The sequence below is a fragment of the Polyangium fumosum genome (genome assembly GCF_005144585.1).
Taxonomy (GTDB): Bacteria; Myxococcota_A; Polyangia; order Polyangiales; family Polyangiaceae; genus Polyangium; species Polyangium fumosum.
Genome location: NZ_SSMQ01000030.1, coordinates 79,619 through 102,805 on the forward strand (window position 1 = coordinate 79,619; position 23,187 = coordinate 102,805).

16 protein-coding genes are annotated in these 23,187 nt (G+C 68.3%); 6 read left to right on the plus strand and 10 right to left on the minus strand.

The features are described 5' to 3' along the window. The first annotated feature begins 57 nt into the window (after positions 1-57). The 3 genes from E8A74_RS26585 (at position 58) to E8A74_RS26595 (ending at position 4,751) form a co-directional block, all read left to right on the plus strand. Positions 58-834 (plus strand): tetratricopeptide repeat protein, encoded by a 777-nt coding sequence (locus E8A74_RS26585; protein WP_136931881.1) that lies wholly within the window; start codon positions 58-60, stop codon positions 832-834. Positions 835-844: 10 nt separating this feature from the next. After that, the gene (locus tag E8A74_RS26590) at positions 845-1,990 is read left to right on the plus strand and encodes an alpha/beta hydrolase (RefSeq protein ID WP_211365453.1); all 1,146 of its coding nucleotides are present in this window, start codon (positions 845-847) and stop codon (positions 1,988-1,990) included. Between the two features lie 286 nt (positions 1,991-2,276). Continuing rightward, positions 2,277-4,751, plus strand: a complete 2,475-nt coding sequence (locus tag E8A74_RS26595) for a PAS domain-containing sensor histidine kinase (protein WP_136931882.1) — start codon at positions 2,277-2,279, stop codon at positions 4,749-4,751. A gap of 24 nt (positions 4,752-4,775) precedes the next feature. Here the strand turns inward: E8A74_RS26595 and E8A74_RS26600 are convergent, their stop codons facing one another. After that, complete coding sequence (locus tag E8A74_RS26600; protein ID WP_136931883.1) at positions 4,776-5,666, minus strand: alpha/beta fold hydrolase; 891 nt, start codon at positions 5,664-5,666, stop codon at positions 4,776-4,778. Positions 5,667-5,733: 67 nt separating this feature from the next. Here E8A74_RS26600 and E8A74_RS26605 point away from each other — a divergent pair, with 67 nt between their 5' ends. Next, positions 5,734-7,827, plus strand: a complete 2,094-nt coding sequence (locus tag E8A74_RS26605; protein WP_136931884.1) for an FHA domain-containing protein — start codon at positions 5,734-5,736, stop codon at positions 7,825-7,827. A gap of 57 nt (positions 7,828-7,884) precedes the next feature. Here E8A74_RS26605 and E8A74_RS26610 read toward each other — a convergent pair whose 3' ends face one another. Together E8A74_RS26610 and E8A74_RS26615 are read right to left on the minus strand one after the other, a co-directional pair. Then, positions 7,885-9,228, minus strand: coding sequence for a glycoside hydrolase family 5 protein (locus E8A74_RS26610; protein ID WP_170229386.1), 1,344 nt, complete (start codon positions 9,226-9,228; stop codon positions 7,885-7,887). Between the two features lie 139 nt (positions 9,229-9,367). After that, positions 9,368-9,922 carry a hypothetical protein gene (locus E8A74_RS26615; protein ID WP_136931885.1) on the minus strand — a complete coding sequence of 185 codons (555 nt, stop codon included), beginning with the start codon at positions 9,920-9,922 and terminating at the stop codon, positions 9,368-9,370. Between the two features lie 500 nt (positions 9,923-10,422). On the opposite strand from E8A74_RS26615, the gene E8A74_RS26620 reads away from it, so the two are divergent. Further along, positions 10,423-11,886, plus strand: coding sequence for an FAD-dependent monooxygenase (locus tag E8A74_RS26620; RefSeq protein ID WP_136931886.1), 1,464 nt, complete (start codon positions 10,423-10,425; stop codon positions 11,884-11,886). A gap of 60 nt (positions 11,887-11,946) precedes the next feature. Here the strand turns inward: E8A74_RS26620 and E8A74_RS26625 are convergent, their stop codons facing one another. The 3 genes from E8A74_RS26625 to E8A74_RS26635 all read right to left on the minus strand — a co-directional run bounded on the left by E8A74_RS26625 (position 11,947) and on the right by E8A74_RS26635 (position 16,833). Further along, a complete protein-coding gene (locus E8A74_RS26625; protein ID WP_136931887.1) occupies positions 11,947-12,624 on the minus strand; it encodes a putative quinol monooxygenase in 678 nt (225 codons plus the stop codon). A 140-nt stretch (positions 12,625-12,764) separates the two neighbouring features. Beyond that, entirely contained in the window at positions 12,765-14,432 is a 1,668-nt protein-coding gene (locus E8A74_RS26630) for a hypothetical protein (protein WP_136931888.1), read from the minus strand. A gap of 4 nt (positions 14,433-14,436) precedes the next feature. Next, positions 14,437-16,833: an alkaline phosphatase PhoX gene (locus E8A74_RS26635; protein WP_211365454.1), complete on the minus strand. Its 2,397-nt coding sequence runs from the start codon at positions 16,831-16,833 to the stop codon at positions 14,437-14,439. 249 nt (positions 16,834-17,082) lie between these two features. Between E8A74_RS26635 and E8A74_RS26640 the strand changes: the two genes are divergently transcribed. Further along, on the plus strand, positions 17,083-18,954 hold the full coding sequence (locus tag E8A74_RS26640; protein ID WP_136931890.1) for a serine/threonine protein kinase: 1,872 nt from the start codon (positions 17,083-17,085) through the stop codon (positions 18,952-18,954). Between the two features lie 19 nt (positions 18,955-18,973). On the opposite strand, the gene E8A74_RS26645 is transcribed toward E8A74_RS26640, so the two are convergent. From E8A74_RS26645 to E8A74_RS26660, 4 genes are all read right to left on the minus strand, one after another. Then, positions 18,974-20,236: a type 2 periplasmic-binding domain-containing protein gene (locus tag E8A74_RS26645; protein ID WP_136931891.1), complete on the minus strand. Its 1,263-nt coding sequence runs from the start codon at positions 20,234-20,236 to the stop codon at positions 18,974-18,976. A gap of 19 nt (positions 20,237-20,255) precedes the next feature. Beyond that, positions 20,256-20,666 carry a hypothetical protein gene (locus E8A74_RS26650; protein ID WP_136931892.1) on the minus strand — a complete coding sequence of 137 codons (411 nt, stop codon included), beginning with the start codon at positions 20,664-20,666 and terminating at the stop codon, positions 20,256-20,258. Between the two features lie 23 nt (positions 20,667-20,689). Continuing rightward, positions 20,690-21,685, minus strand: coding sequence for a PEGA domain-containing protein (locus tag E8A74_RS26655; protein ID WP_136931893.1), 996 nt, complete (start codon positions 21,683-21,685; stop codon positions 20,690-20,692). Between the two features lie 182 nt (positions 21,686-21,867). Then, entirely contained in the window at positions 21,868-23,067 is a 1,200-nt protein-coding gene (locus tag E8A74_RS26660; protein WP_136931894.1) for a ceramide glucosyltransferase, read from the minus strand. Positions 23,068-23,187 lie beyond the last annotated feature (120 nt).

Sequence of the window (23,187 nt, forward strand, 5' to 3'; positions counted from 1 at the left end):
GGGCGCGTGAGGTGTAGCGAACGAGGTGGGGCATTCGTTCGCCCTGAGGGGTCACGCATGAAGATTCGTACCAAGATCCTGTGGTTCGTCGGGGCGCTCCTGCTTGCCGGGGCTCCGGCGTGTGACGAGGGGCCGAAGGGGCCGGCCCAGGAGCACCTGAAGAAGGGGGACGAGCTGCTCGCCGCCAGCGATTTCACGAAGGCGGCCGAGGAGTACGGCAAGTCGCTCGCGGCCGATCCCAAGCAGGAGAAGGTTTGGGAGAAAAAGGCCTTCAGCCACAAGGAAGCCGGCGACATGGCCGCGGCCGAGGAGGCGATCCTGAAGACGCTCGACTTCAAGCCCGACGCGGCGAAGAAGGCCGAGGTCTACGCGAACCTCGCCGGCATCTACATGTCCAAGAACGAGACGGACAAGGCAGAGAAGAACTTCGTCGAGGCCATCAAGCTGAACCCGAACGACCTCGGGTCCCTCAAGTGGATGGGCGAGCTCGCCGCGCGCAAGGGCGGCGCCCGCGACATGAAGGCCCCGCCCGTCGAGGAGCACCTGAAGAAGGCGGCGGAGTGGTACGACAAGGCGATCGCGGTCGACCCCGCCGACTCCGGCACGTACGTGAACAAACGGATCGTGATCGGCAAGCTGATGGAGCACGAGCGGCTGCAAAAAGAGGCCGCGACGAAGGAAGGCGAGGAGGCGGTCGCGGCCAAGGACAAGGCCAAGGAAGACGCCGCCAAGGCAAGCGCCGACAAGCACCAGGCGCAGATGGACGAGTACAAGAAGCAACTCGACGAGCTCGGCAAGAAGATCGGCGAGGTGATGAAAGCCGCGAAGAAATGAGCCCCGCCCCATGAACCCCCGCGCCATCCTCCCCCTCGCCACCCTCGCGTGGCTGCTCGCCTGCACGCCCGCCGCAGATACCGAAGACCCCACGGCGAGCCACGCCGCATCGAGCGGAAGCGGAAGCGGTAGCGGAAGCGGAAGCGGAAGCGGAAGCGGAAGCGGAAACGGCAGCGGAAGCGGAAGCGGCGGCGGAGGCGGGGGCGGCAGCGGCAGCGGCAGCGGCAGTGGCGGCGGGGGTCCGATCGTCCCGCTGCCGACGACCCCCTTCACGCTCGGCGGACAGAATGGCTGGGAGCACGACGAGGCCCAGCCTTCGGGCTATTTTCACACCTACGACGCGCTCACGCTCGGCCCCGCGGGGTTTGCCCCGCGCAAGGTGCACGTCTACCTGCCCCGCGCGTACGCCGAGACCGACGCACGGTATCCCGTCGTGTACATGAACGACGGACACACGACGTTCTGGCCCGGCGGGCCCGGGAACATCACCTGGGACGTCGATCAGCGCCTCTCCGAGCTCTACGCCGAAAAGGCGATCCCCCCGGTGATCGTCGTCGCCCTCCACCCGATCGAGCGGGAGCGCGAGTACAGCCACGTCGACATGGGCGACGGCAAGCCCTGCTGCGATCTGCCCAAATACACGGCGTATGTCGCGGACGACGTGAAGAGCTTCATCGACACGTATTACCGCACGAAACCCGAGCCGGCGAACACGGCCATCCTCGGCTCCTCGCGGGGCGGGCTCGCGTCGTTTTATATGGCGAACCGTCGCCCGGATCGGTTCGGCAAGGCCGGCTGCCTCTCGCCCTCGTTCTGGGCGGGGCTCGACCCGGTCTTCGGCGGAAACTTCCCGGGCGGCCCGCTCGAAAGCTCGGTGCTCGTGACGACCCTCGCGAACACGCTCGGCGCCCCGGCGATCCGGCCGCGGCTCTGGATCGACTGGGGCCTCCTCCGCACGGGCGGCTTCCACAACGAGGCGATCGAGGCGGCAGCCACCAAGCGCGGGGTCGAAATGGTGGCGCTCCTGAAACAGTCGTATGGGTACGTCGAGGGCAAGGAGCTCTTCTGGTACGAGGACCCGATCGGCGCCCACGACGAGATCTCCTGGAACCGCCGTTTCCCCGACGTCATGAAGGCGCTCTTCGGCGCGCCCTGACGGTCGCCCCGCGCCTGCCGCGCGCATCCCCCGCCAAACGAGCCCTCGCTCTCGGGATCAACCGAAGAACACGCGGACGAGCAGGACGGAACCGTACGCACGTCCTCAGCGCTCCTGCGTGTTACGCCCTGGGGCGTGGCGATTGCTCTGACATTCTGCGTTGATGGTTTGTAAATTAGGCTTTATGTCATCCGAGCTCGACCGAGCTCCTCCTGTGGACCCGCGTGGTCCTCCGGAGGCCACGTTGGATTGTGCTTCGATATCTCGTTCGGCCGCTCGCCTCGCCGTGGTTCTCAGCGTCGCGGTCGTGATCGTGTCCATCGGCGCGCTCGCCGGCTGGGCGCTCGACGACCCCAGGCTCCGCACCTGGCTGCCCCGTCATCAACCCATGATGCCCGTCACCGCCGTGGCGCTCATCCTCCAGGCGCTCGCCGTGCTCTCCGTGAGCGCGGCCCGGCAAAGGAAAAACGCTTCCAGCTCCTTGCCGGCCAGCGCGCTCGCGGCCGCCTCTTTTTTCATCACGCTCTCGACGCTCGTCGAATATGCGACCGGCAAGGTCCTCTTCGACCGCCTCCTCTTCGAAGGCGCAGCGCACGCCATGCCCGCCCCCTTCCCCGGCCGGATGTCGCTGTACACGGCCGTCGTCGCGAGCTTCACGGCGCTCGCGTGCCTCTCGGTGTCCAGGGGCTCGCGGCGCGCGCGGGCCTTCACGACCCCGTGCGCGGCGATCGGCGGATTGCTCGCGCTCCTTTCACTCGTGGGGCAGGTGCACGGCGCCCGGGTCCTCCTCGGCGTCACCCGCATGATCGGCATGGCCGTTCCCAGCGCCATCGCGACGCTGCTCATCGGCCTCTCGTGCTTCGCGCTCACGCCCGAGCGGGGCATTCTGGCCGCCCTCTTGCGCGGCGGATCGAGCGGCGTCCTGCTCCGCAGGCTCCTCCTCGTGGCCACGGTCCTGCCGCTCGGGCTGGCCGTCCTCCTGCGCCTCGGCAATTACGCGGAGCTCTACAGCCTCACGTTTTCCTTTTCCGTCTTCGTGCTCCTCACGCTCGTCGCCTTCCACGTCCTCGCCTACCTCGCGGCCGGGGTCGTGGCGCGTATCGAGGAAGATCGCGTGGAGCGCGCCGTGCTCGTGGCGGCGCGGGCGCAGGTGACCGCCGAGCGCGACCGGGCCCGGGCCTTCGCCGAGGCCCTCCGGCAGCACCAGGCGCAGCTCCAGGCCATCGCGGATCATGCGCCCGCTGCCATCTACATCAAGGACGCGGAGGGCCGATTGGTCCTCGTCAATCGAACCGTCGAGCTCGCCTATGGAAAACCCCGGGAGGAGCTGCTCGGCGCCTTCGAGCGCGACGTGCTCCCGCGAGAGACGGCCGCCGTCTTCCACGCCCACGACGCGATCGTGCGCGAGCACGGGCTGCCCGTGGAGGTCGAGGAGAGCCTGGTCCTGCCCGACGGCCTCCACACGTACCTCTCCATCAAATTCCCTCTCCCGAGCCCCGATGGCGCGCCCTCCTTCGTGGCGGGCATCTCCACGGACATCACCGAAAAGAAGCGATTCGAGGAGCGCCGGGAGTTTTTGCTCGCGCTTCAATCCGAGCTTTTGCATCACGAGGATCCGGCGGGGCTCGCGGGGCTCGCGGTGACGCGCCTCGGCGAGCGGCTCGGCGCGCGCGGCGCGGGCCTCGTGCTGGTGGATCTCGCGGCACGGGAGGCCGTACACGTCCGCGAATACGAGTATGGGAGAAGGCCCCATGACGCGGAGCGGTTCCCCCTCGACGTATGGGGCGGGACCCTCGTCGAGATGCGCGAGGGGCAGGTCATCGTCGTCCACGACACGCGCACCGATCCGCGGATGAGCGCCGATCACGAGCGTATTCATAGCAAGTACGGCGTCGCGTCCCTCCTCATGGCGCCGCTCTTCCGGAATGGAGAGTGGGTCGCGTACCTCTCCGCCTATACGTCGATGCCACGTCGATGGACGGACGACGAGGTCAAGCTCTTCCGAGAGGTCGCGGGCATCACCTGGCCGCTCTACGAGAATACGCGCCTCGTCGCCCTTTTGCGGGACGCGGTGCACGCCCGCGACGATTTCCTCTCGATCGCCTCCCACGAGCTCAAGACGCCCCTCACCCCGCTGCTCCTGCGGCTCGAATCCCTCGAGCGCGCGACCGCGGCGCAGCCCGACACGCCCTACGTGCGCACGGTCAAGAGCGTGCTCGACGTGGCCAAGCGGCAAATGAGGCGCCTCACGGATCTGACGACGGACCTGCTCGACGCGACGCGCATCCAGGCGGGCAAGCTCTCCGTGGAGCGGGAGGAGGTGGATCTCGTCGAGGTCGTACGCGACGTGTGCCAGCGCTTCGCGCCCGACGCCGCGCGGGTGCACGCGCCGCTCCTCGTCGACGCCGCGGCCCCGGTGGTCGGCCTCTGGGACAGGCTCCGCATCGAGCAGGTCGTGGACAACCTCCTCTCGAATGCGCTGAAATACGGTCCGGGAAAGCCGATTCGTATGGAGGTCTGCGTCGCCGCCGAATCCGCCGTCTTCACGGTGCGGGACCAGGGCATCGGCATCCGCGCCGAGGATCACGAGCGTATCTTCGGGCGCTTCGAGCGGGCCGTCTCGGAGCGCAGTTATGGCGGCCTCGGGCTCGGGCTCCACATCGTCCGCGCGATCGTGCAGGCGTTTGGTGGGACGATCTGCGTCCACAGCGCGCCGGGGGAGGGCGCCGCGTTTACGGTGACGTTACCCCTCGGCCGCTAGGCGGTTCGAGCAGCCGGCGGGAGATCACGCGCCCTTTTGCCGAAGAAATGCGGTGATCTCGGACGTCACGAACGCGGGGCGCTCGTGGTGAATCCAGTGGGTCGCGCCGGGAAAATGCACGATACGCACGTCCGGCGCGAGATCGGCCCCCGGATCGGCGAGCTCGCGGCCGAGGTGGCGGTCCTCGTCGCCCCAGAGCACGAGCACCGGCGCGTCGACACGGCGCGCGGGGACCTGGCTCTTCCGTCGAAGGGCGGCGCGATAATAGTTGATCATGGCCGTGAGCGCGCCGGGCGCGGCGAACGCCTCGCGATAGAGCTCGAGCTCCGCGGCGTCGAGCGCGTTCGGCCCGCGCACCTCCTCGCGGAGCGCCTTCATCAGCGGGGCGTGGTTGTCCCGGCTCATGACGTACTCGGGGACATCGGGGAGCTGGAACAGGAACATGTACCAGCTCCGCGCGAGCTGCCGCGGCGAGCGCCACCCGTCGCGCAGCATCCGCACGGGGTGCGGGCCATTGATCACGACGAGCCGCTCCAGAAGCTCCGGATGGGCCATGGCGAAACACCACGCGACGGCGGCGCCCCAATCGTGCCCCACGACCGAGGCCCGCGGCGCGCCGAGCGCCCGCACGAGCCCCGCGATATCGGCGGCGAGGTGCTGGGTGCCGTACGGCTCGATCCCCTCCGGCTTGTCCGACGATCCATACCCGCGCATGTCCGGGACGACCACGTGAAACCCCTCGCGCGCGAGCGCCGGGAGGATACGCCGCCACGCGTACCAGAACTCGGGAAACCCATGCAGGAGGACGACGAGCGGGCCGCTGCCGGCCTCGGCGATGTGCAGGCGTACTTCGCCGACGTCGACGGTGCGGTGGCGGATCTCGAGATCTTCGTCAGGGCGCTGGGAGGTGTTCATGCGCGAAGTATACGCGAGACGCTCCCGGGCGCCCTCGCTGTTGACCTCCGCGCGTAGAATGTGTTGGATGGCGGCGAGGGGATACGTGCCCACCGATTCGATCATCGCCGGTCTGCCCGATGGAACAGAGCTCGTCGCCGTGCGCGAGCTCGACGCGGACGGGCCCTTGGGGTATTCGCTGCGCCTCGGCGAAAAACCCCTCCTCACCGTGGACGGGCGAAACGGCGAGCCTCGCGAGCCCTTCGTCGGGGCGTTCCTCGACCGCCCGCCCGTCGCGGCGACGGCCGCGCCGTTTGGCAATGCATGGGTGCGCGTCGGCGACGACGCGTCCGAGATCACGTGGCTCGTCCAGCCGCGCCTCGGGATCGTCGTGCAATGGACGACGGTCGACAGAGACGAGGAGGGCTTCATCGACTGCCCGGGTGTCGCGCCCTGGCTCCCGCGGGCATTTCCACTCGGACGGCCGCCCGCCTTTGTCATGGTCCAGGGAGGCCCCCGGGACGGGTTCATCGTGCCCATCCTCGGACGTACGGTTCTCCGCGGCGACGACGTCTCTTCGACCGAACCCTTCGAGCTCGTGATCGAGCCCGACGCGGACGGTTTTTTCGTCGAGGTCTCCGATGCCCGCGGCGCCCGCGCGGGCCACGTCCCCCACGGCGCCGCCCTGCACGCCGGCGAATTCGTCCTGCGGGTCGCCTACCACCTCGACGATCGTGCGGTTTGGCAAGGCGCATTCACCCCCGTGCCGCCCGCGGAGCTCCTCGACGACCCCGACTTCAAGAGCCGCCTCGGGGCCTACGCGGGGAGCGAGCTCCTCGTCTGCATCCATGGCGAGAACGCCCGCTTCACGACGGGGCCGCGCGGATATGCCGTCGAAGCGCTCGACGAGCCGAGTGCCGTCGCGTCATGCGGTCGGCGCCTCGTCCGCGGGGCCGCGCCGGCGCTGCTCCAGCACGGGGATCCCATCGAATTCGCCGGAAGCGTCCGTCGTGTCTTTCGGTACAGCCCGCACCCGGCCGTCGAGGCGCCCGTCTCGCTGGAGATCCTCACACCGCAGACCACGCGCGAACGCGTGGCGCGCCCGTTTCGCCCGCCCGAGCCTTCCTTGGCGGATGTCGTGGCGAACCTCCTTTGCCCGCCGCGCCCCCGCCTCCACGAAGTCCTCCGCGCCATGCGACGATGGCGAATCGACGTCCTCGCAGAGAACGCCGAACAAACCCTCTGGCGGAATTTGACGACGCGTGATCTGCGCTGTCGATTCCCGCTCTTCAACATGGCTCGTGCGCAGCCCCGGAGGTTCGCCCGCCGCGCCGCGATGGACGTGGGGATCGCGCCGGGCGCTGGAATCGAGGAGGCGGAGGGGCCCGACCTTGCGCTCACGCTCGCATTGACCAGCGATCCCTCGGGTGCGGAGACCGCCGAGGCGCTCGCCGTCCGCGCCGCCGAGCTCGCGTCGGGTGGGCCGGGCGTCGTCCAGGCAATTCGATGGTCCGTGATCCCGTGGCGTATCCCACGCGGGAGAAGGATCCCGCATCTCGAATCGATCCCGGACGCCGTCCAGCTCCTCGCAACGGACGCCGCGTTGCCGGCCGGTGTTCGTTCGCTCGTCGCCTGGCAGCTCCTCCAGTACGACGTGTGGAGCCAAACGACGCCACGGGGCGAGGCCGATCCCAGCGATCCCCACCTCCTGCTCCTGCGCATTCTATCGCTCGGGTATCTCGTCGACGAGCTGCGCGACGGCGTGCTCGATCTGCTCGCTCCCCTGCCCGACCTCGCGGCCGAGGACGACCTCCCCTCGAATCCCGCGGGGCCCTACACGCTCGCCCAGTTCACGAGCGACGTCGATGGGCGCATGAAGGAGCCGCTCTCCCTCGTGGTCCTCTCGCCGGGCCCATTCATGGGCCGCAGATACTTGCTCCCCGAAGGCAGCCACGTCCTCGGCTCCGGGGCCGGCGCCGGCATCTTCCTCGACGACCGGCACCGCAGCGTGGAGGATGCGCACGCGCGTATCGACGTGAACGGCCTCGGCATCCACATCACGCCCCTCGCGACGCACGAGATGACCTTCGTCAATGAGCACGCCGAGGCGCATCGCTGCCAGCTCTGGCCGGCCGACCGGATTCGGCTCGGCGCCGAGGTGGTGCTCGAGCTCGTCGAGTGAATCAGCCGGTCCCATCGCCTCCCCTCGACGTGTCGAGGAGGTCGCTCGCTGCCGCAGCTACGGCTTCTGCGTCACCGCCTGGAGCGCTTGCAGCGACGAGAGCAGCGGCTCCGACGCCGGAGCCTCCCATTTCGTGTCCAGGATCCCGTAGGTCTCCTCCGCGCCGAAGACCCGGCCGGTCCCGCGCGCCTGCGTCCCGTTCACCGACCAATACGCCCAGTCGATGTCCGCCTCACTCAAATACGTTCGGAGCGCCGAGAACCAGAACCCTTGCCCCGTCGCGTCGCTCACGCACGTGGCCGCGTTGTGGCAGGTGCCGAACTCGCCGACGAGCACGGGCGCGGTGAAGGGCTGCCCCTGCGTGAGGATATAACCCCACTTGTTGCCGAGCTCCGTCTTGAGCTCTTGATAATCGCTGAGCCCCGTGTGAAACCAGGCATAGTCGTGCGCCGAGTAGACGACCCGACCCGGGACGTCGAGCGTGACGGGCAACGTATACGGCCCCCCGAGGTCGGACGCATAGTTGAGCCCCTCCACGACGATGAGCAGGTTCGGGTTCTCCTTCAGCACGGCGTTTCCCCCGCGGGTGGCCGCCCCGTGCCAGTCGGTGGCGGGATCGCCCCCGCCCCACACGGGCGTCACGCATCCGCAGCTCCCGCAGGGGCACTGCGTGCAGGCCTGGCAGCCGGCTTCGAGCACCGGCCGCGGCTCATTCCGAAGATCCGCCGCGACGACCGCCGGCTGCGTCGCGTAGCGCTTCGCGAGGGCCTCCCAGTGCTTCAGCCACGTGGCCTCCGGGTATTTCGATGTGTACCAGAGGCCATTTTGATCGGTATCGCTGCAGCACCAGTCGGCCTCGCTCACGTGGTTGTCGAGGAGGACGACGAGCCCTTCGTACGCGAGCGCGTCGATCACGGCGTCGAACACCTCGAGCGCGGTCTTGCCCTTGAGCTTCGGGTTGGCGCTGACGACCGCGTCGCCGACGACCGGGTTCAGATCGACCATTTCGTTCGACCACGGGAGCCGGACGGCGTTGAAGCCGAGCGCGCGAATGCGCGCGGCGATGGCGCCGATCTCCGCGATCTCGAGGCCGGCGGGCACGTAGTCCATCTCCTCGGCGCCGTACCAGTTCACCGCGGCGAACTTGAATCGCTCCCCGGAGGCGTCGAGGATCCAGCGCCCCTCGGTGTGAAGCGGCAGCGGCGGCAGCGCATGGCCCGGAGATCCGCCGCCGCCGCCGCTGCCGCCGCCCCCTTGACCGCCGCCGCCGGCCCCGCCGGCCCCGCCAGCGCTATCCGAGCCACCACCCGACGGATCTTGGCCCGCATGGCCCGCCGCGCACCCGGCGGCGGTGGCGAGCAGGAGACCTCCGAGAACAGCACACAACCCTTCGAATGACATTCGATGCTCCTTGAAAGATGCGGCTCCGCGCATTCCCAGCCTGCTCGGTCGCGGCCGCGTCGACCCTTTCGGACGACACGGCCGCCCTCCTCGCTACCCGCCTTCTGTGAGCGTCGCGCCCTTCCGGGCCGCGGCCGCCTCACTTGGCCGCAAGGGTCTCGCAGGGCTTGAGGTTCTTCTCCGCGACCTCGACCGAAGGAACCCCGTCCAAGCCGGTCGTCTTGCAGACGTACTTCTTGCCGCCGATCTCCTTCAGCACGAAGCCGATGTACCCCGTCTTGCCCGCGTTCTCGAACTGGACGATGGCCATGTTCGGGCCCTCCTTCGCCCACTTCTTGAAGGGAAAAAGCGCGGTGTCGCCCTCGAAGCCCTTCTTCAGGGCCGCGAAGTCTTCCTTGGCCTCGCTGACGTTGAGCGAGGCCCCGTCGCCGATGTCCACGGTGGCGCTCTTGTGCTGCTCGTCGAGGCTCATGTCCATGGCGCCCATGCCGCCCGGCCGAACCTTGATCTTGAGGGGCATCGAGGCGAGCTCCACGTCCGCGAGCTCGCCCTTGGCCTCGCCCCCCTTCGGCGCCTCGGCCGCGCCCTTCGCCGCCGCGCCCGAGCCGGCCGGCTTGCCGGCAGCATCCTCGCCCTTGTTCGAATTGCAGCCGGCCACCGCCAGCAGCGCCATGACAACCACGAGCTTGCGCATCCCTGTTCTCCTCCACGGTGTCGCCGGGACCGTCGGGCCGCCGGCGCTCGCCCTAGAGACGGAGAGGGAGGGGCGCTTTTGCGTTTTTTGTTCGGTGCGACGAACGACACGCGCGGGCGCCCCAGCAGCCCGTGGCATCACCGTCGCGAGCGCACCGAAGCTGGCAGGCTGTGGACGAGAACACCTCCGGACCGACGCGGACCGCCCTGCCGCGCGCCGTGCCGCCGCTTCACGAAGGGTTTGTCCGTCCAAACGGACACGTGCAAGGAGAGTCCCCCCTCATTGCCACGCCCAGCGTATAACGCATCGGTGGGCTTGCAGCAAGACCCAGGTCGTACCGTAGAGTCGCAGACCGAGGCCAGACCTCTGGCCGAGGCCAGAACCTTCAGGAATGGGAGGAGCGACATGCAGGTGTTGTCGTCGACCTATCGGTCACGCGGGGACGTCGAGCAGTGGGATGCGCCGGTCGCGACCGGCGCCCTGTCGATTGGAGGGTGGCAATGACGGAGCATGCGGTGGTGATCGCCGGAGGAGGTCCGACAGGGCTGATGTTGGCGGGCGAGCTTTCGTTGGCGGGCGTCGACGTTGCCATTGTCGAGCGGCGCGCGAGCCAGGACCTCGTCGGCTCGCGCGCGGGTGGTCTGCACGCACGCACGATCGAGATCCTCGATCAGCGCGGCATCGCCGACCGGTTCCTCTCGCAGGGACAGGTGCATCCGGTCGTGCACTTCCACGTTCCTCTGGACATCAGCGACGTTCCCTCCCGACACAACTACGTGCTCGGGCTGTGGCAGAACCACATCGAGCGCATCCTGGCCGGCTGGGTCGACGAGCTTTCCGTGCCGATCCATCGCGGCCGTGAAGTGACGGGGTTCGCGCAGGACGACACCGGCGTCGACGTCGAGCTGTCCGACGGCACCTCGCTGCGAGGAGAATATCTCGTCGGGTGCGACGGAGGACGCAGTCTGATCCGCAAAGCAGCCGGCATCACGTTCCCCGGCTGGGATCCGACGACGAGCTGGTTGATTGCCGAGGTCGAGGTGTCCGAGGAGCCGGCATGGGGCTTCCGCCACGACGCCCTTGGTACCCATGGGCTCGGCAAGCTGGAGGATGGGCGGCGGATGCGGGCCGTGCTGACCGAAGCGCAGGTAGGACCCGCCAGCGAACCGACCCTGCGTGATGTCCGTGAAGCGCTGATCGCCGTCTACGGGACCGACTATGGGATCCACAGTCCCACCTGGATCTCGCGGTTCACCGATATGACGCGTCAGGCGGCCGCATACCGCGACAAACGCGTCCTGCTGGCCGGCGACGCCGCGCACGTGCATCCCCCGGTGGGCGGACAGGGCCTCAACATCGGCGTGCAGGACGCGGTGAACCTGGGATGGAAGCTCGCCCAGGTGGTCAAGCGGACCTCCCCAGAAAGCCTGCTCGATACCTATCACGCCGAGCGCCACCCGGTCGCTGCCCGCGCATTACGCGCCACCATGGCGCAGGTCGCGCTTCGTCGAACGGACGACCGCACGAAGGCCTTGGGCGACTACGTGTCCACGCTCCTCAGCATGGCCGAGCCTCGCAGACGACTCGCCGCGGAGATGTCTGGCCTGGACGTTCATTACGACCTCGGCGAGGGGCACCCGCTGCTCGGACGCCGCATGCCCGATCTCGACCTGGTCACCGCCGACGGCCCGCGGCGGGTCTTCACCCTGCTGCACGAGGCCCGGCCGGTGCTCCTCAACCTCGGGGAGCCCGGCGGCTTCGAGCTCCCTCCATGGGCGGAACGCGTTCAGGTCTTCGACGCCCAATACGCGGGCACGTGGGAGCTTCCGGCCATCGGGGCGGTCCCGGCTCCCACCTCCGTTTTGATTCGGCCCGACGGATATGTGGCCTGGGTGGGAGACCAAACCCAGGTGGGGCTCGCGGACGCGCTCACCACCTGGTTCGGACCGCCTCCTGCGGGATAACACAGTCCCAGACAAACCGGCGCAAGCGCGGCCCGTGCATCGTCCGTCCGTTCCAGGACGTTATGGAGCCTCGACCAGCTCCCGGAGCTGACCGATCTCCTGATCCACCCATCCGATCTGCTCGTGGAAGGCCGCGTCGGAGCACCCGGCCGGCTGCTGGATGGTGAACAAAAGTAGACTCCCGGGGCCGTGCGGCAACACGCGCATGGGCATACGCAGCTCTCCGCCGCCTGCGTCTATGCAATGCCAGATCACGCGCGCGGCGGCGTCTGCCTCGTAGCGGAGCCGCACGTCTCCCTGCGGAGAGCGCACGACAAACGTCTCTCCCTCCTCGCGGAGCTCCTGACAGAAACGCGTGGCCCAGCGAGGCAGGAGGCGAAGGTCCGCGGCCAGACGGAACGCCTTCTCCCACGGCGCGCGCGTCAAGGAAAGCGCGGTGTACTGCGCATCGCCCGGCGCATGGCCCGGGAAATAACTGACGTCGATCCGCTCGAGCATCGCCCGCATCCGAGGAAACCAGATCGCTCCGTGAGGAGAGACGTTGTGGGCGGCCAGGGCCTCGCCGTCTCGATAACAATCGAGGACCACGTAACGCCCCGGGGCGCCATCCCTGAACAGCTCGTAGCTGAGCGTGCCCGGCTCATGGGCTTTCACCTGCGCCGCCAAGGCTCGGTGTGCCGCCTCGAAATCGGCCTCCGAACCCGCCCTCACCTGCACACGCTTGATGCCACCAATCATGGATCCTCCTCTCGACACCGAGGACTCTAGATCCCCGGCGGCATCGTGCAACTCCACCCCCTCACGCGTCAGCTCCTCCGAAAGGCGAAAGGGCAAGCGCCGGGGAAGCGATGCCCTCTTGCACGGGGTTTGCCGCGGTCCTACCTCGCGCTCGTGGCCGTCGCCCCCCAATCGAGCCGCAATCGGCCGTCCCTGTACACCCGATTCGCCGCTTCGAGCCCCGTCGACCCGTTCGTGATGGTGGCATGCACGTTCACGGCGGGCGTGGGCAGCGCATCTCGGCCGAGATCGAAGCGCTGCCCGCGCACCAGCACGCGATACGCCTTGTCGAGGGCGAGCGCCCGCGCGCGGGACGGGAAGAGGAGGAACGCGAGATCCCGATCGCCGCCGGGCGCCGCGCGCCGCACCTCGGCCTCGGCGAGCGCGCCGCCCGCGAAAAATCGCGCCGTCATTTCATCGTTTGCCCGGAGTTCGTCGCCGCCGCCGACGCGCCGGAGGTACACGAGCACCTCGGGCTCCGTGTGGCCAAGCTGCGGGACGTCGGGCATGTCTCGAATGTCTTGCATGCGCCACCCCGCTTCACCGGGCACCTTGCGGGCGAACGAGAACGTTTGATCGACCGTCACGCCCAGGCTCGAATGGCAGCCCATGCAAAAGCGATGCTCCTCGTCCGTCGAGAGCCGCAGCCGCCCGGCTTCGTCCTCGATGAACCCCTGGAGCTGCCAGCCAAAGGCATTCCGCAGCCCGCTCATCGCCGATCCCGTGTACACCGGCAGGAGCCCCTCGTCCTTTTCGTCCAGCTCTTTCTCCTGCGCCCGCAGGAGCGCCCATCGATCGAGGGAGAGCACCTTCCGCGCATATCGTAGCTCCTTCATCCGCCGCGCGGCGAACCCGGGCACGTCGGGATCCAGGTAACGGACCGAATGCAGAAACTCGACGCCGCGTGGGTAAAGCCCACGCTCGAGGGGGACGCTCGACGCGCCCCCGGCGTAGGTCTTCGGCAAACGCCGCACGCGCGTGACGCCCGGCGCGAAGGTCCCGTCGCCGTCGAGATCGAACCCGAGCAGGCGCTCGTCGACGGGCTCGATCCTGCGATCGATCCGATCCGGCGGGGCATCGGGATCGGACGTGATCGCGGCTTCGAGTAGCGACAGGTTGAGCGTGTAGATCGCGCGGGACGCGGCGCCCTGCGTGTCCTTGCGGAAGGCCTCGGGCAAGCGGAGGAAGACGTCGTCGGAGCTCCCATTCGTCGGCCAGAATGCGCCGGGAAAAGGCTTGTACCGCACAGCGCGATACCCGCTCCCGTCCTTCGCGAATCCCTGTTCGTCGAAGCCACGTTCGAGGTCGAGATCCGGCACGTACCCCTCGAACCCTGGCGCCCCGGCGAGCGCGCGCCGGAGCGGGCCATAGTTGTCCTCACGGACGTACCGGAGGATCTCCTCGTCCGAGAGGGCCGCCATGTCGGCCCTTCGGTCGACGAACAGATTCTCGTAATGGTTCTTCAGGGCGGTCTCGGAGAACGAATACTCCACCTGGAGATCCCAATCCGATCGCGTGTTCGGGCCGTGGGCGCTCGTATGGCAGACCCAGCATGGATTCGAGGAGCCGTTCGTCTTGGTATAACAAAGCGGCGGCACCGAGGCCTCGGGGTTGTTCACGCGCCCCGCGGCTTCGCGGGCGCGCGCGAGCGGGTCGTATCCGGCCTCGGCGCCGCGCTCCTCGCGGCGGCCGCACGAAGCCGCCACGAGGGAAAACGCAAGCGCTGCGGCGAGCCACGATCCCGGGCGAACTTCGTGCGTCCTCTTCATGGGCTCAACCTCCGTTCGGCCAGACGCTCCACACGCTCTCGCCGGGATGTTGCACGCTCACGAAGAGCGTACGCATGTCCGGCCCGAGCGCCGGGCCGGTGGCCTCCGCGTCACTCGGCACGGCGAGGACGCGGAACGCCTTGCCGAACGTCGCCGAGACGATCCCGGGTTGCCCCGCCGCGTGCGCCGGATCGAGGTCGAGGAAATAAACGGCGTCGGACGTCTTGTTCGTGCCGAAGTTCCCATCCGTGCCGAACCAGACGCCGCCGTCCCGATCGATGACGAGGTTGTCGGGGTTGGCCGCGTCGTACGGCCCCGCGGCCTTCGTCCCTGCCCATGTACGGAAAAACGTGAAGGACATCGACGCGCCCGGATCGGCCGCATTGGCTTCCTGGAACGCGAAGATGTTTCCGACCGCGTCGGGGCGCTTCGGCGACGTCACGTCGTGCTCGGCGGGAGCAATGAGCTTGCCTTGCTGATCGAGCTGCGTCTTGCGGCCGTGGTTCGTGAACGCCACGTAAAGCCGGGGCGTGCCGCTCGGATCTCTCGGGTTGTACTCGACGTCCTCGGGGCGGTTCAGCTCCATGATGCCGACCTTCGCGCAGGCCGTGAAGAGCGCGCGGCGCACGTCGTCGTCGCTCAGGAAGCCGCCGAGGCCATTGAAGTCCATATCCATCAGCGCGGCGCCCACCGTCTTGCCGGGCTCGCCGAGCGCGGCCGCGTTCGGCGCGACCATCGTGCTCGTGGTGCTGAGGTGAATCCATTGCCCCGTCCCCGGCTGCGCCTCCGTCGGCGCCTGCCCCGTGGCGAGCATCGTCACGCCGGTCGTGTTGTCGAGGCCCGCGAAATGCGCGACGTAAAGCGACCCCTCGTCGAGCAGCGCGCGCGCGTCCGCCTTCGTCATCCCGGCCGCGAACGGGTTCTTCGAGACCCACTTGAAAATGCGGCCGCTCCGCCGATCATCCCCGGCGTAAACGACGATGCGCTGGTTCGGCGCGAGCTTCCACTGCGCGTCGACCGCGAACGTCGCGTTCTCCCATCGAGCCCGGCCCATCGCGCCGATCTTCTTGTGCCCCACGCCTTTCGTGGTCTTCCCCTCGTATTCGCCTTCCGGCTGCCCCGGATCGATCTCCACGAGGTACCCATACAGATCCCGCGCGTGGTGCGTCAGCGGATCCGGGGACAGTCCATATTCGCTCGTCGGGCTCACCTTCGTGTCGAACGTGATCGGCCCGCCGGGATCGGCGCCGGCCCCGAGGACGAGCTTCTGCTCGCTGGTCCAGAAGGACTCGAGGTCGCCGTAATAATCCTGGACGTTCTCCTCCGCCGTGATCACCGTGCCCCAGGGCGTTTGTCCTCCGGAGCAATCCCCCATGATGCCGCTGACGACGCCGGGCGGCAATGCATTGCCCTGATCGTCGTGATCCTCCGCCGCCGTCTTGATGCCCGTGAGGTGCAGGAGCGTGCGGCTCGTCGAATCGTACCGCACGGCCTTCGCCCCGCGATCGACCTCCCATTCGCCGGACGCCGGATCCTGCACCACGTGGAACCACGAACCGCCGTTTTGCCGCTTCGACTCCTGCACGTAGGTCGCGCGGCTCGCCTCCGACCATTCGTTCGAGGTGACGTCGTTCACGAGCACATCCATCGATCGGAGGTACGTCGCGAGCGTGAGGTGTTGCCCCACCGGCGCCGTCGTCGCCGTCGGGGCGTTGTTCGAGATGTATTCGTGGTTGACCCACATCCAGCCGGAGGCCCCGCTGCCGTTCCATTGCGGCGCCGCGCCGGCGACGTCGCTCCAGCCGTCCCCGAAGAACGCGACGTAATCATTGTTCGCGCCAAACCGCGGCGCCGCGTGGATCTGATCGAACGTGAGCGGATCGAGCCAGGCCACGACCACGTTCCCCGAGAGGCCCGCGATCGCGCGCACGCTGTCGGTCGCCACATTGGCCAGCGGGAACTGCACGCCGGGCGGCAACGCGCCCTTCGCGACCTGATCCACGCGCGTCCGCACGTACGCTCCGAGATCCGCCGCGCCCGTCCCGAGATCATCCAGGAACGAGAGCGCGATCATTCCCGAGAGCGGCCGCGAAGGATCGGGCCACTTGATGCCCGCCTCCCCGGAAGGCCCTTGGGACCCTGGCTCTCCGGGCGCGCCGGGCTCTCCTTGCGGCCCTTGCGACCCCGGCTCCCCGGGCGCGCCGGGCTCTCCTTGCGGCCCTTGCGACCCCGGCTCCCCTTGCGGCCCTTGCGTCCCGTCCTGCCCGTCGACGCCGTCTCGACCCTCCGCGCCGTTCTTCCCGTCGCTCCCACAAGCCCCGAGCGCTGCGGCGAGCAGCGCACCGGCGCTCGCGAGCGTGAGGAGATGACGCGGCCCGGCTCCAGCGATCTTTCGTTTCATTCGCAGCACCTCGCTTGGTTCGTCCCGCTCGGAACGAGCGCGCGCGAGGGTGACGTGTCTCCGTTTCGGCGTGACGTGGAGCCTGTCACGATTGCGTGACGCATACGCGCGTTTCAGGTTGCCGACGGTCTCGTTACGATTGTGTGACACGCGAGGTTCATTACGGTTGTTGGTGAACGGGCGCCGAGAAAAACACGCGCCACGGAATCGTCCTTGCTTCGTCAGGGGAAGGAGCGGATCATGTGAGCCGTGTCTGCTGCCCCGCCCCTGCCCCATCACGACGGCGATTCGAGCCTAGGCAAGTACAGGTTCATCGCGAGCCTCGGTCACGGCGGAATGGCGGACGTGTACCTCGCGGTCGTCCCCGGCCCGGCCGGATTCAACAAGCTGCAGGTCGTGAAGCGGCTCCGGCGCGATTACGTCGAGGATCCCGATCACGTCGAGATGTTCCTCGACGAGGCCCGCCTCGCGGCGCGGCTGAGCCACCCGAACGTCGTCCAGACGTACGAGGTGAGCGAGTCCGACGGGGAATACTTCATGGCCATGGAGTACCTCGAAGGCCAGCCGTTCAACCGCATCATCAGCCGCGCGAAAAAAGACCCGCCGCCGCCCGGGCTTTTGTTCCGTATCGTGGCGGACGCGCTCGCAGGGCTGCATTACGCGCACGAGCTCACCGACTACGACGGCACGCCCCTCCACATCGTCCATCGCGACGCGAGCCCGCACAACGTCCTCGTGACGTACGACGGGCACACGAAGATCCTCGACTTCGGCATTGCGAAATCCGACGTGCGCTCGGGGGAGACACGCACCGGCATCGTCAAGGGCAAAGTCGCCTACATGGCGCCCGAGCAGGCGCGTTGCAAGCCGCTCGATCGGCGCGCCGACATCTTCGTGCTCGGCATCGTTCTTTGGGAAATCGCCGCGGGCCGCAAGCTCTGGGACAAGGCCTCGGACATCGAGGTGCTCCACAGGCTCGCGACGGGAGAGTACCCCCGCGTGCTCGACGTGAATCCAAACGCGCCCGAGGAGATCGATCGGATCTGCGCCAAAGCGATGGCCCGGGATCCGGCCGAGCGGTACGCCACGGCGGCCGAGATGCGCGCGGACATCCTCGCGTATCTGGAGCAGGCTCGGCTCCGCGCGTCGAGCGAGGACGTGGGCCGCTACGTGACGACCGCGTTCGGGGACAAACGGGCCGACATCCGCAAGGTGATCGACCAGCAGATCAGCAAGCTGAAGGCGCAACAATCGGGGGAGCGGCTGGCGATCCCGGACGTCGCGGGCCCGCCCGACGCGGCGCCCGATTCGCTGAGCATCCCGAACCTCGGAGGCTCCGGGCGCCACAGCTTGAACGGCTCGGGCTCGAATCCGAAGAGCCTGACGGGATCGAACGCGCACATCCCAGGCACGAACAGCATGCCCCCCGGGGCCCTGCCATCGCAGGGGCACGAAGCGACGATGCAGGTCGCAGCGGCCCCGGCGTCGAACCGAGGGAGCATGATCCTTGGCGCCGCGATCGTCCTCGCCGCGGCGATGGGCGCCTTCGTCTACCTGAAATCGGGGACGCCCGGCCCGAATGCCGCGCCGTCGTCGGCCGAGGCCACGCAAACAGAATCGGCCCCGCGGCCGGCCCCGTCGGCCGCGCCTGTCGCAACGGCTGCCGCCTCCCCGACGAACACGCCCGAGGGGACGGCGATGGTGGAGATCAAAGTGCGCGCCATCCCGGCGCAAGCGGAGCTCTTTCTCGACGGCGCGCACCTGCCGACGAACCCCTTCACCGGCAAATTCCCCGCGGATGGAGCCAGCCACCGTGTCCACGCGGAGGCGCGGGATCATCGATCGGCCGCGCAGATCGTCACCTTCGACAAGGACGCGAAGCTCGAGCTCGTGCTGGAGCCGAAGAGCGACGCGGCGCAAGCAAGCCATACGACGGCGAGCGACGATCCGCCCGAAGAACCGGCGGCGACCCCCACCCCGCCGCCGTCGCCCGCCCCCGCCGCGACGAGCACCCGCGCCAAGCGGAAGCTCGGCGATGGGGATCCGTTCAATGCGGCCGCGCCGACGGCCACGACGACGGGGAAAAAGCGCTCGCTCGGCGACGGCCAGAATCCCTGGTGACCGCGCCGAGCGCGGGCGTTCACGGCGCTTCGCAATACCCGTAGCTGCAGGCGGGCGCGCTCGAAGGGCACTCCGAGGACTGCGTGCAGGCCTGGCAGGTCGTCTTCCCGTTGACGATCTGCTCGAAGAAACAATCGCAGCGTGAGTCGGTCGTGTACGTCTTCAGCGGGCCCATCTCCGTGGAGCGGTCGACGCGCATCGCGCATTTGGGGACGAGGTGCTTCTTCGTGATCGCCTCGACGAGCGCGTTCGAGAGCTTGGGCGCGGCGAAGCGGGTCACGAGCGCGCCCGCCTGCTCCGTCGGGATGCCCGCGCTGACGCGGGTGTAGAAATGGAGAGGCCCCCAGATCGGGTAATGGCCGTCGCGCACGTTCCGCTTGTCGAAGAGGAAGGGCGTGGAGTCGGGGTAATACCCGCAGCTCTGCCCGAACGCCTTGAACGCGAGGACCCGAAGATCGGCGCGGGCGTCGTCCGCGACGTCCGTCGAGAGGATGCCGATCGCCTGCTCGGCGAGGGACGCGTCGAGCAGGATCTTCAGCCCATCGCGGACGGCGCTCGATCCGCCGCGATCCTTGCCCCACCATTTGTCGGCGGGCACGTTGATCGCGCGCGCGATCATTTGCTGCGTGCCGGAGCTCGCATTGCGCACGAAGAAATAGGTGGGGTCCGTCCACGGCGCGGCGGCGCCCATGTGGCCGCCCGTGCCGAAGATCATGTACGCCGCCTCGGCGCTGATGACTTTTTGCGTCGAGAGCGCCGGAACCACGAACGTCATCGGCTGGATCGGGCCCTGATAATCGGCGATCTGCACGCCGGACGGCGCCATGGCAAAATCGCACGTGCCGGCGTACACGTCGGAGACGCCGACGTCGACGGGATTGCCGGCCGGATCGAGGAAACACTCCTCGGTCGTGCCGTCGGCGTTGTAGAACCGGGCGTAGTTCGCGGGTTTGCCGCCGGCGGCCGGGATGTCCTTGATGAGCCGCGAGGTGGGGTCCTCGGAATAGACGGCCGAGACGCCCGTGCAGGAGCCTTGCGACTGATACACGATGGTGTACGGCGACGCCTCGGCCGCGAGGATCCCCTGGATGACGCCGAGGAAGCCGCTGACCGCGCTCGATCCGGCGACGTAGACGACCTTGGGCCTTTCGACGGAGTCGAAGCAGTTTTTCGTGGGAACGGCGGACGCGCCCTCCGCGAGGAGCGTGACCGCGAGGCCGAGGGCGAGCGCGGCCCCGACAGGACGTTTCGCCTTCGTGCTGGGGAATCGAATCTCGTTCATGACCATGCCTCGGGGAGACTCAAGGAACGGGGGTGGGCTCGACGAGAGGGGGCAACGCGGCGCCATCGCAGAGCCCGAGACGGGCGCAGTTGTCGAAATCGACGCACGTCGCGTCCGTGCATTGGTTGAGGTACTGCTCGTCCTTCGTGGGCTCGCCGGAAAAACACGCCTCCCCGCCGCCCGAGCCGCCCGAGCCGCTGCTCGACCCCGAGCCTCCCTTCGCGACACACACGCCCTGCTGGCACACCGAGCCGTTCCCGAATTTGTTGCAATCCGCGTCCGTGGTGCATTGATCCGTCGCGCCCTCGACGAGGAGGTTGCAGGCGCCCACGAGCCCCGCCATCACGAACCCCACGAGGGCCGCGCGGAGCCATCCAAAAGCGGGAGGGGACCCGCGACGATGCGGCGGGAGGGCCTTGTTCTCTTGCATGTTCGTTCCCGTACGAGCTCAGATCAGAAGGTGCCCTTGATCCAGACGCTGCCCGGGCCGACGCCGGCATGCACGGGGACAAGCGCGGCTTTCGCGGGCCCCTTTGGTCCGGCCGTGAGCGTGAGGATCAACGAAGTCACGCCCGCGACCGCCGTGGCGCCGAGCAAGACATCCGTCGCAATGGCGAGGTTTTTCATGGTGCCGTACGACGCGTCGAGCGTCGCGCGGGTCGCGCCGAATGTATCGAGCTGGCTCCGGTACTCGGAGCTTTTCGCGAGCGCGAGGCCTCCGACGATGCCCGTGCCGACGGCGAGCGCGCCCGTGATGACCCAGGGCACGACCGGCACGTGGCGCCCCGCGCCCTTGTCCTCCCCCGCCGGCCCCGCGCCCGGCCCGTTCGTCCCGTCGCTGGCGGAAGGCGCAGCCGCCGTGCTCCCGGCGCCGACTTCGAGCGCCACATCGACGACATCGGTGCCTGCCACTTCGATCACGCGGGTCACCGGTTCGGCGCCCTGCACACGCGCCGTCACCTTGCGTTTGCCCGCGCCGACGAGGACGGGCGTATCGAGCGGCGTCTTGCCGACGACCACGTCATCCACGAGGATCTCCACGCCGGGCCGGGTCGTCGTGATCTTGAGCGTCGCGACGCGCCCTTCGAGCTTCCGGACGTCGTTCTCGACCTCCGCGCGGCGCTGCGGGTTGATCTCGCCGGCGCCCTCGTCGAGGTATTGCTTGAAGCTGCGGAGCGCGCAGGGATAATCGGGAAGCTGATAACAGATCTGGCCGATGTCGAACAGGAGCTTGTAGCTCGGCGCGAGCTCGTAGGCGCGGCGGATCTCGACGAGCGCCGCCGTGAAATCATTGTCCTCGTAAAGCTCCCGGCCCCTCTGGTAGCGGCGCTGCGCTTCCTGCATCTCCTCCTTGGTGGGCTGCTTCTTCGGGCCGGCGGCGAGCGCGGCCGGGGCCACGAGCGCGAGGCTCAAGGCGCAGGGGATGGCAATGAGAATCGAGGATCGCATCGATCTCCAGAAGCTTCCGGGGTGGTTCGTTCAGGGTAGATGAACGATCGCGGAAACTTCAAGACCGGCCCGACCCGTATCCTTGTCCTCACACGAATGTCACAAAGTCGTTGCACGACCGTTTCATTCGAGGCGCGTCGGGTTTCGTGCCCACGGCAGGCTCCGTACAAAGCCGGCGCGGCTCACGCGGCCCATCGTTGATCGACCCTCGGGGCGACCTCCGCCGGCTCGTCCACGGTCGCCGCGACATCGATCGCCTCGAGCCGCGTCCCCTCCCCGATGCGCATTCGATGGCCCCGCCAATCCACCGTGCGCCGCACGCCCCCGACGACCCACGTAAAGGTCGCCAGCACATCCTTGAAGGGCACGAGGCTCACGCACGGCCACGACATCCGCGCGCCGCGCAGGCGTGACCAGAGCGCCGCATCGAGGGCGATCTTCAGCGCCACGCCGAAGAGCGCGGCCCCTCCGAGCGCGCCGCCGGCCACGAGCGAAAGCAAGAGGAGCAGCGGGACGGGATTGAAGAGCGGCTCGACCAAGTACGAGCCGACGTGCACGCGCCGCCGCATTTGCGTCCAGCGGACATGCCGACTCACGAACCGATCGAGGCGCCAGCGCTCGTTCACGGTCCGCACCGGCTCCGTCGACAAGGCGACGCGAAAGCCGGCCTCCTGAAACGCTTTCCCGAGCAGGTAATCCTCGGCCAGCACGTCCCGCACCGAGGCAAAACCGCCCACCGCGGCGAGATCCCCGCGCCGCAGCAGCATCGATTTCCCGATCACGCACGCGTGCCCCAGGAACACCTTCGCCGCGAGCGTCGAGCGCACGATGAACGAATTGAGGTGCAGGTTCTCCAGCGCAGCCCCGACGGTCCTTTCCCCCGCGCCCACGATGACGCTCGTCACGAGCCCCACGCGTGGATCCGCGAGCTCGGCCGCCATCGCTCCCAGATACCCCGGCCCCACACGCACGTTCGAGTCCGAGATGAGGACATGCTCGTGGCGCGCGCGGGCCGCGAGCGCTTCGAGGATGCTGACCTTGGGGTTCAGGCCCGTCCGGCGCGGGCAATGGACGATCGAGAACGGCGCGCGCGGACAACGCGCCATCACCTCACGCGCCACGACGAGCGCCGGATCGTCCGCGTCTTCCGCGCCGAGGAGGACTTCGTAGGTCGGGTAGTCCTGGGACGCAAAGGAAAGCAGGTTTTCCCGTAACCCATCGTCCACGCCCTTGAGCGGCTTCAGGATCGTGATGGGCGGCGTGGGGCGCTCCTTCGCGGGCGCCCGACGCAGAATGCGCAGCGCGGCCCCTTGCGAGGCCACGGTCATCACGATCGACGAGAGGGCTCCCCCCGCGAGGAGAGCCACCAGCGTGCTCTTCATCGTTTCACCTCGGGAGGCCACGTTATCCGTCGTTCGTCACATTCTGGTGTCTGCTCGTGTGAAGATTGGCGACACCGCTTTCGCGGAGGTTTTTCGCGGCCGTCGCAAGATCGTCAAACT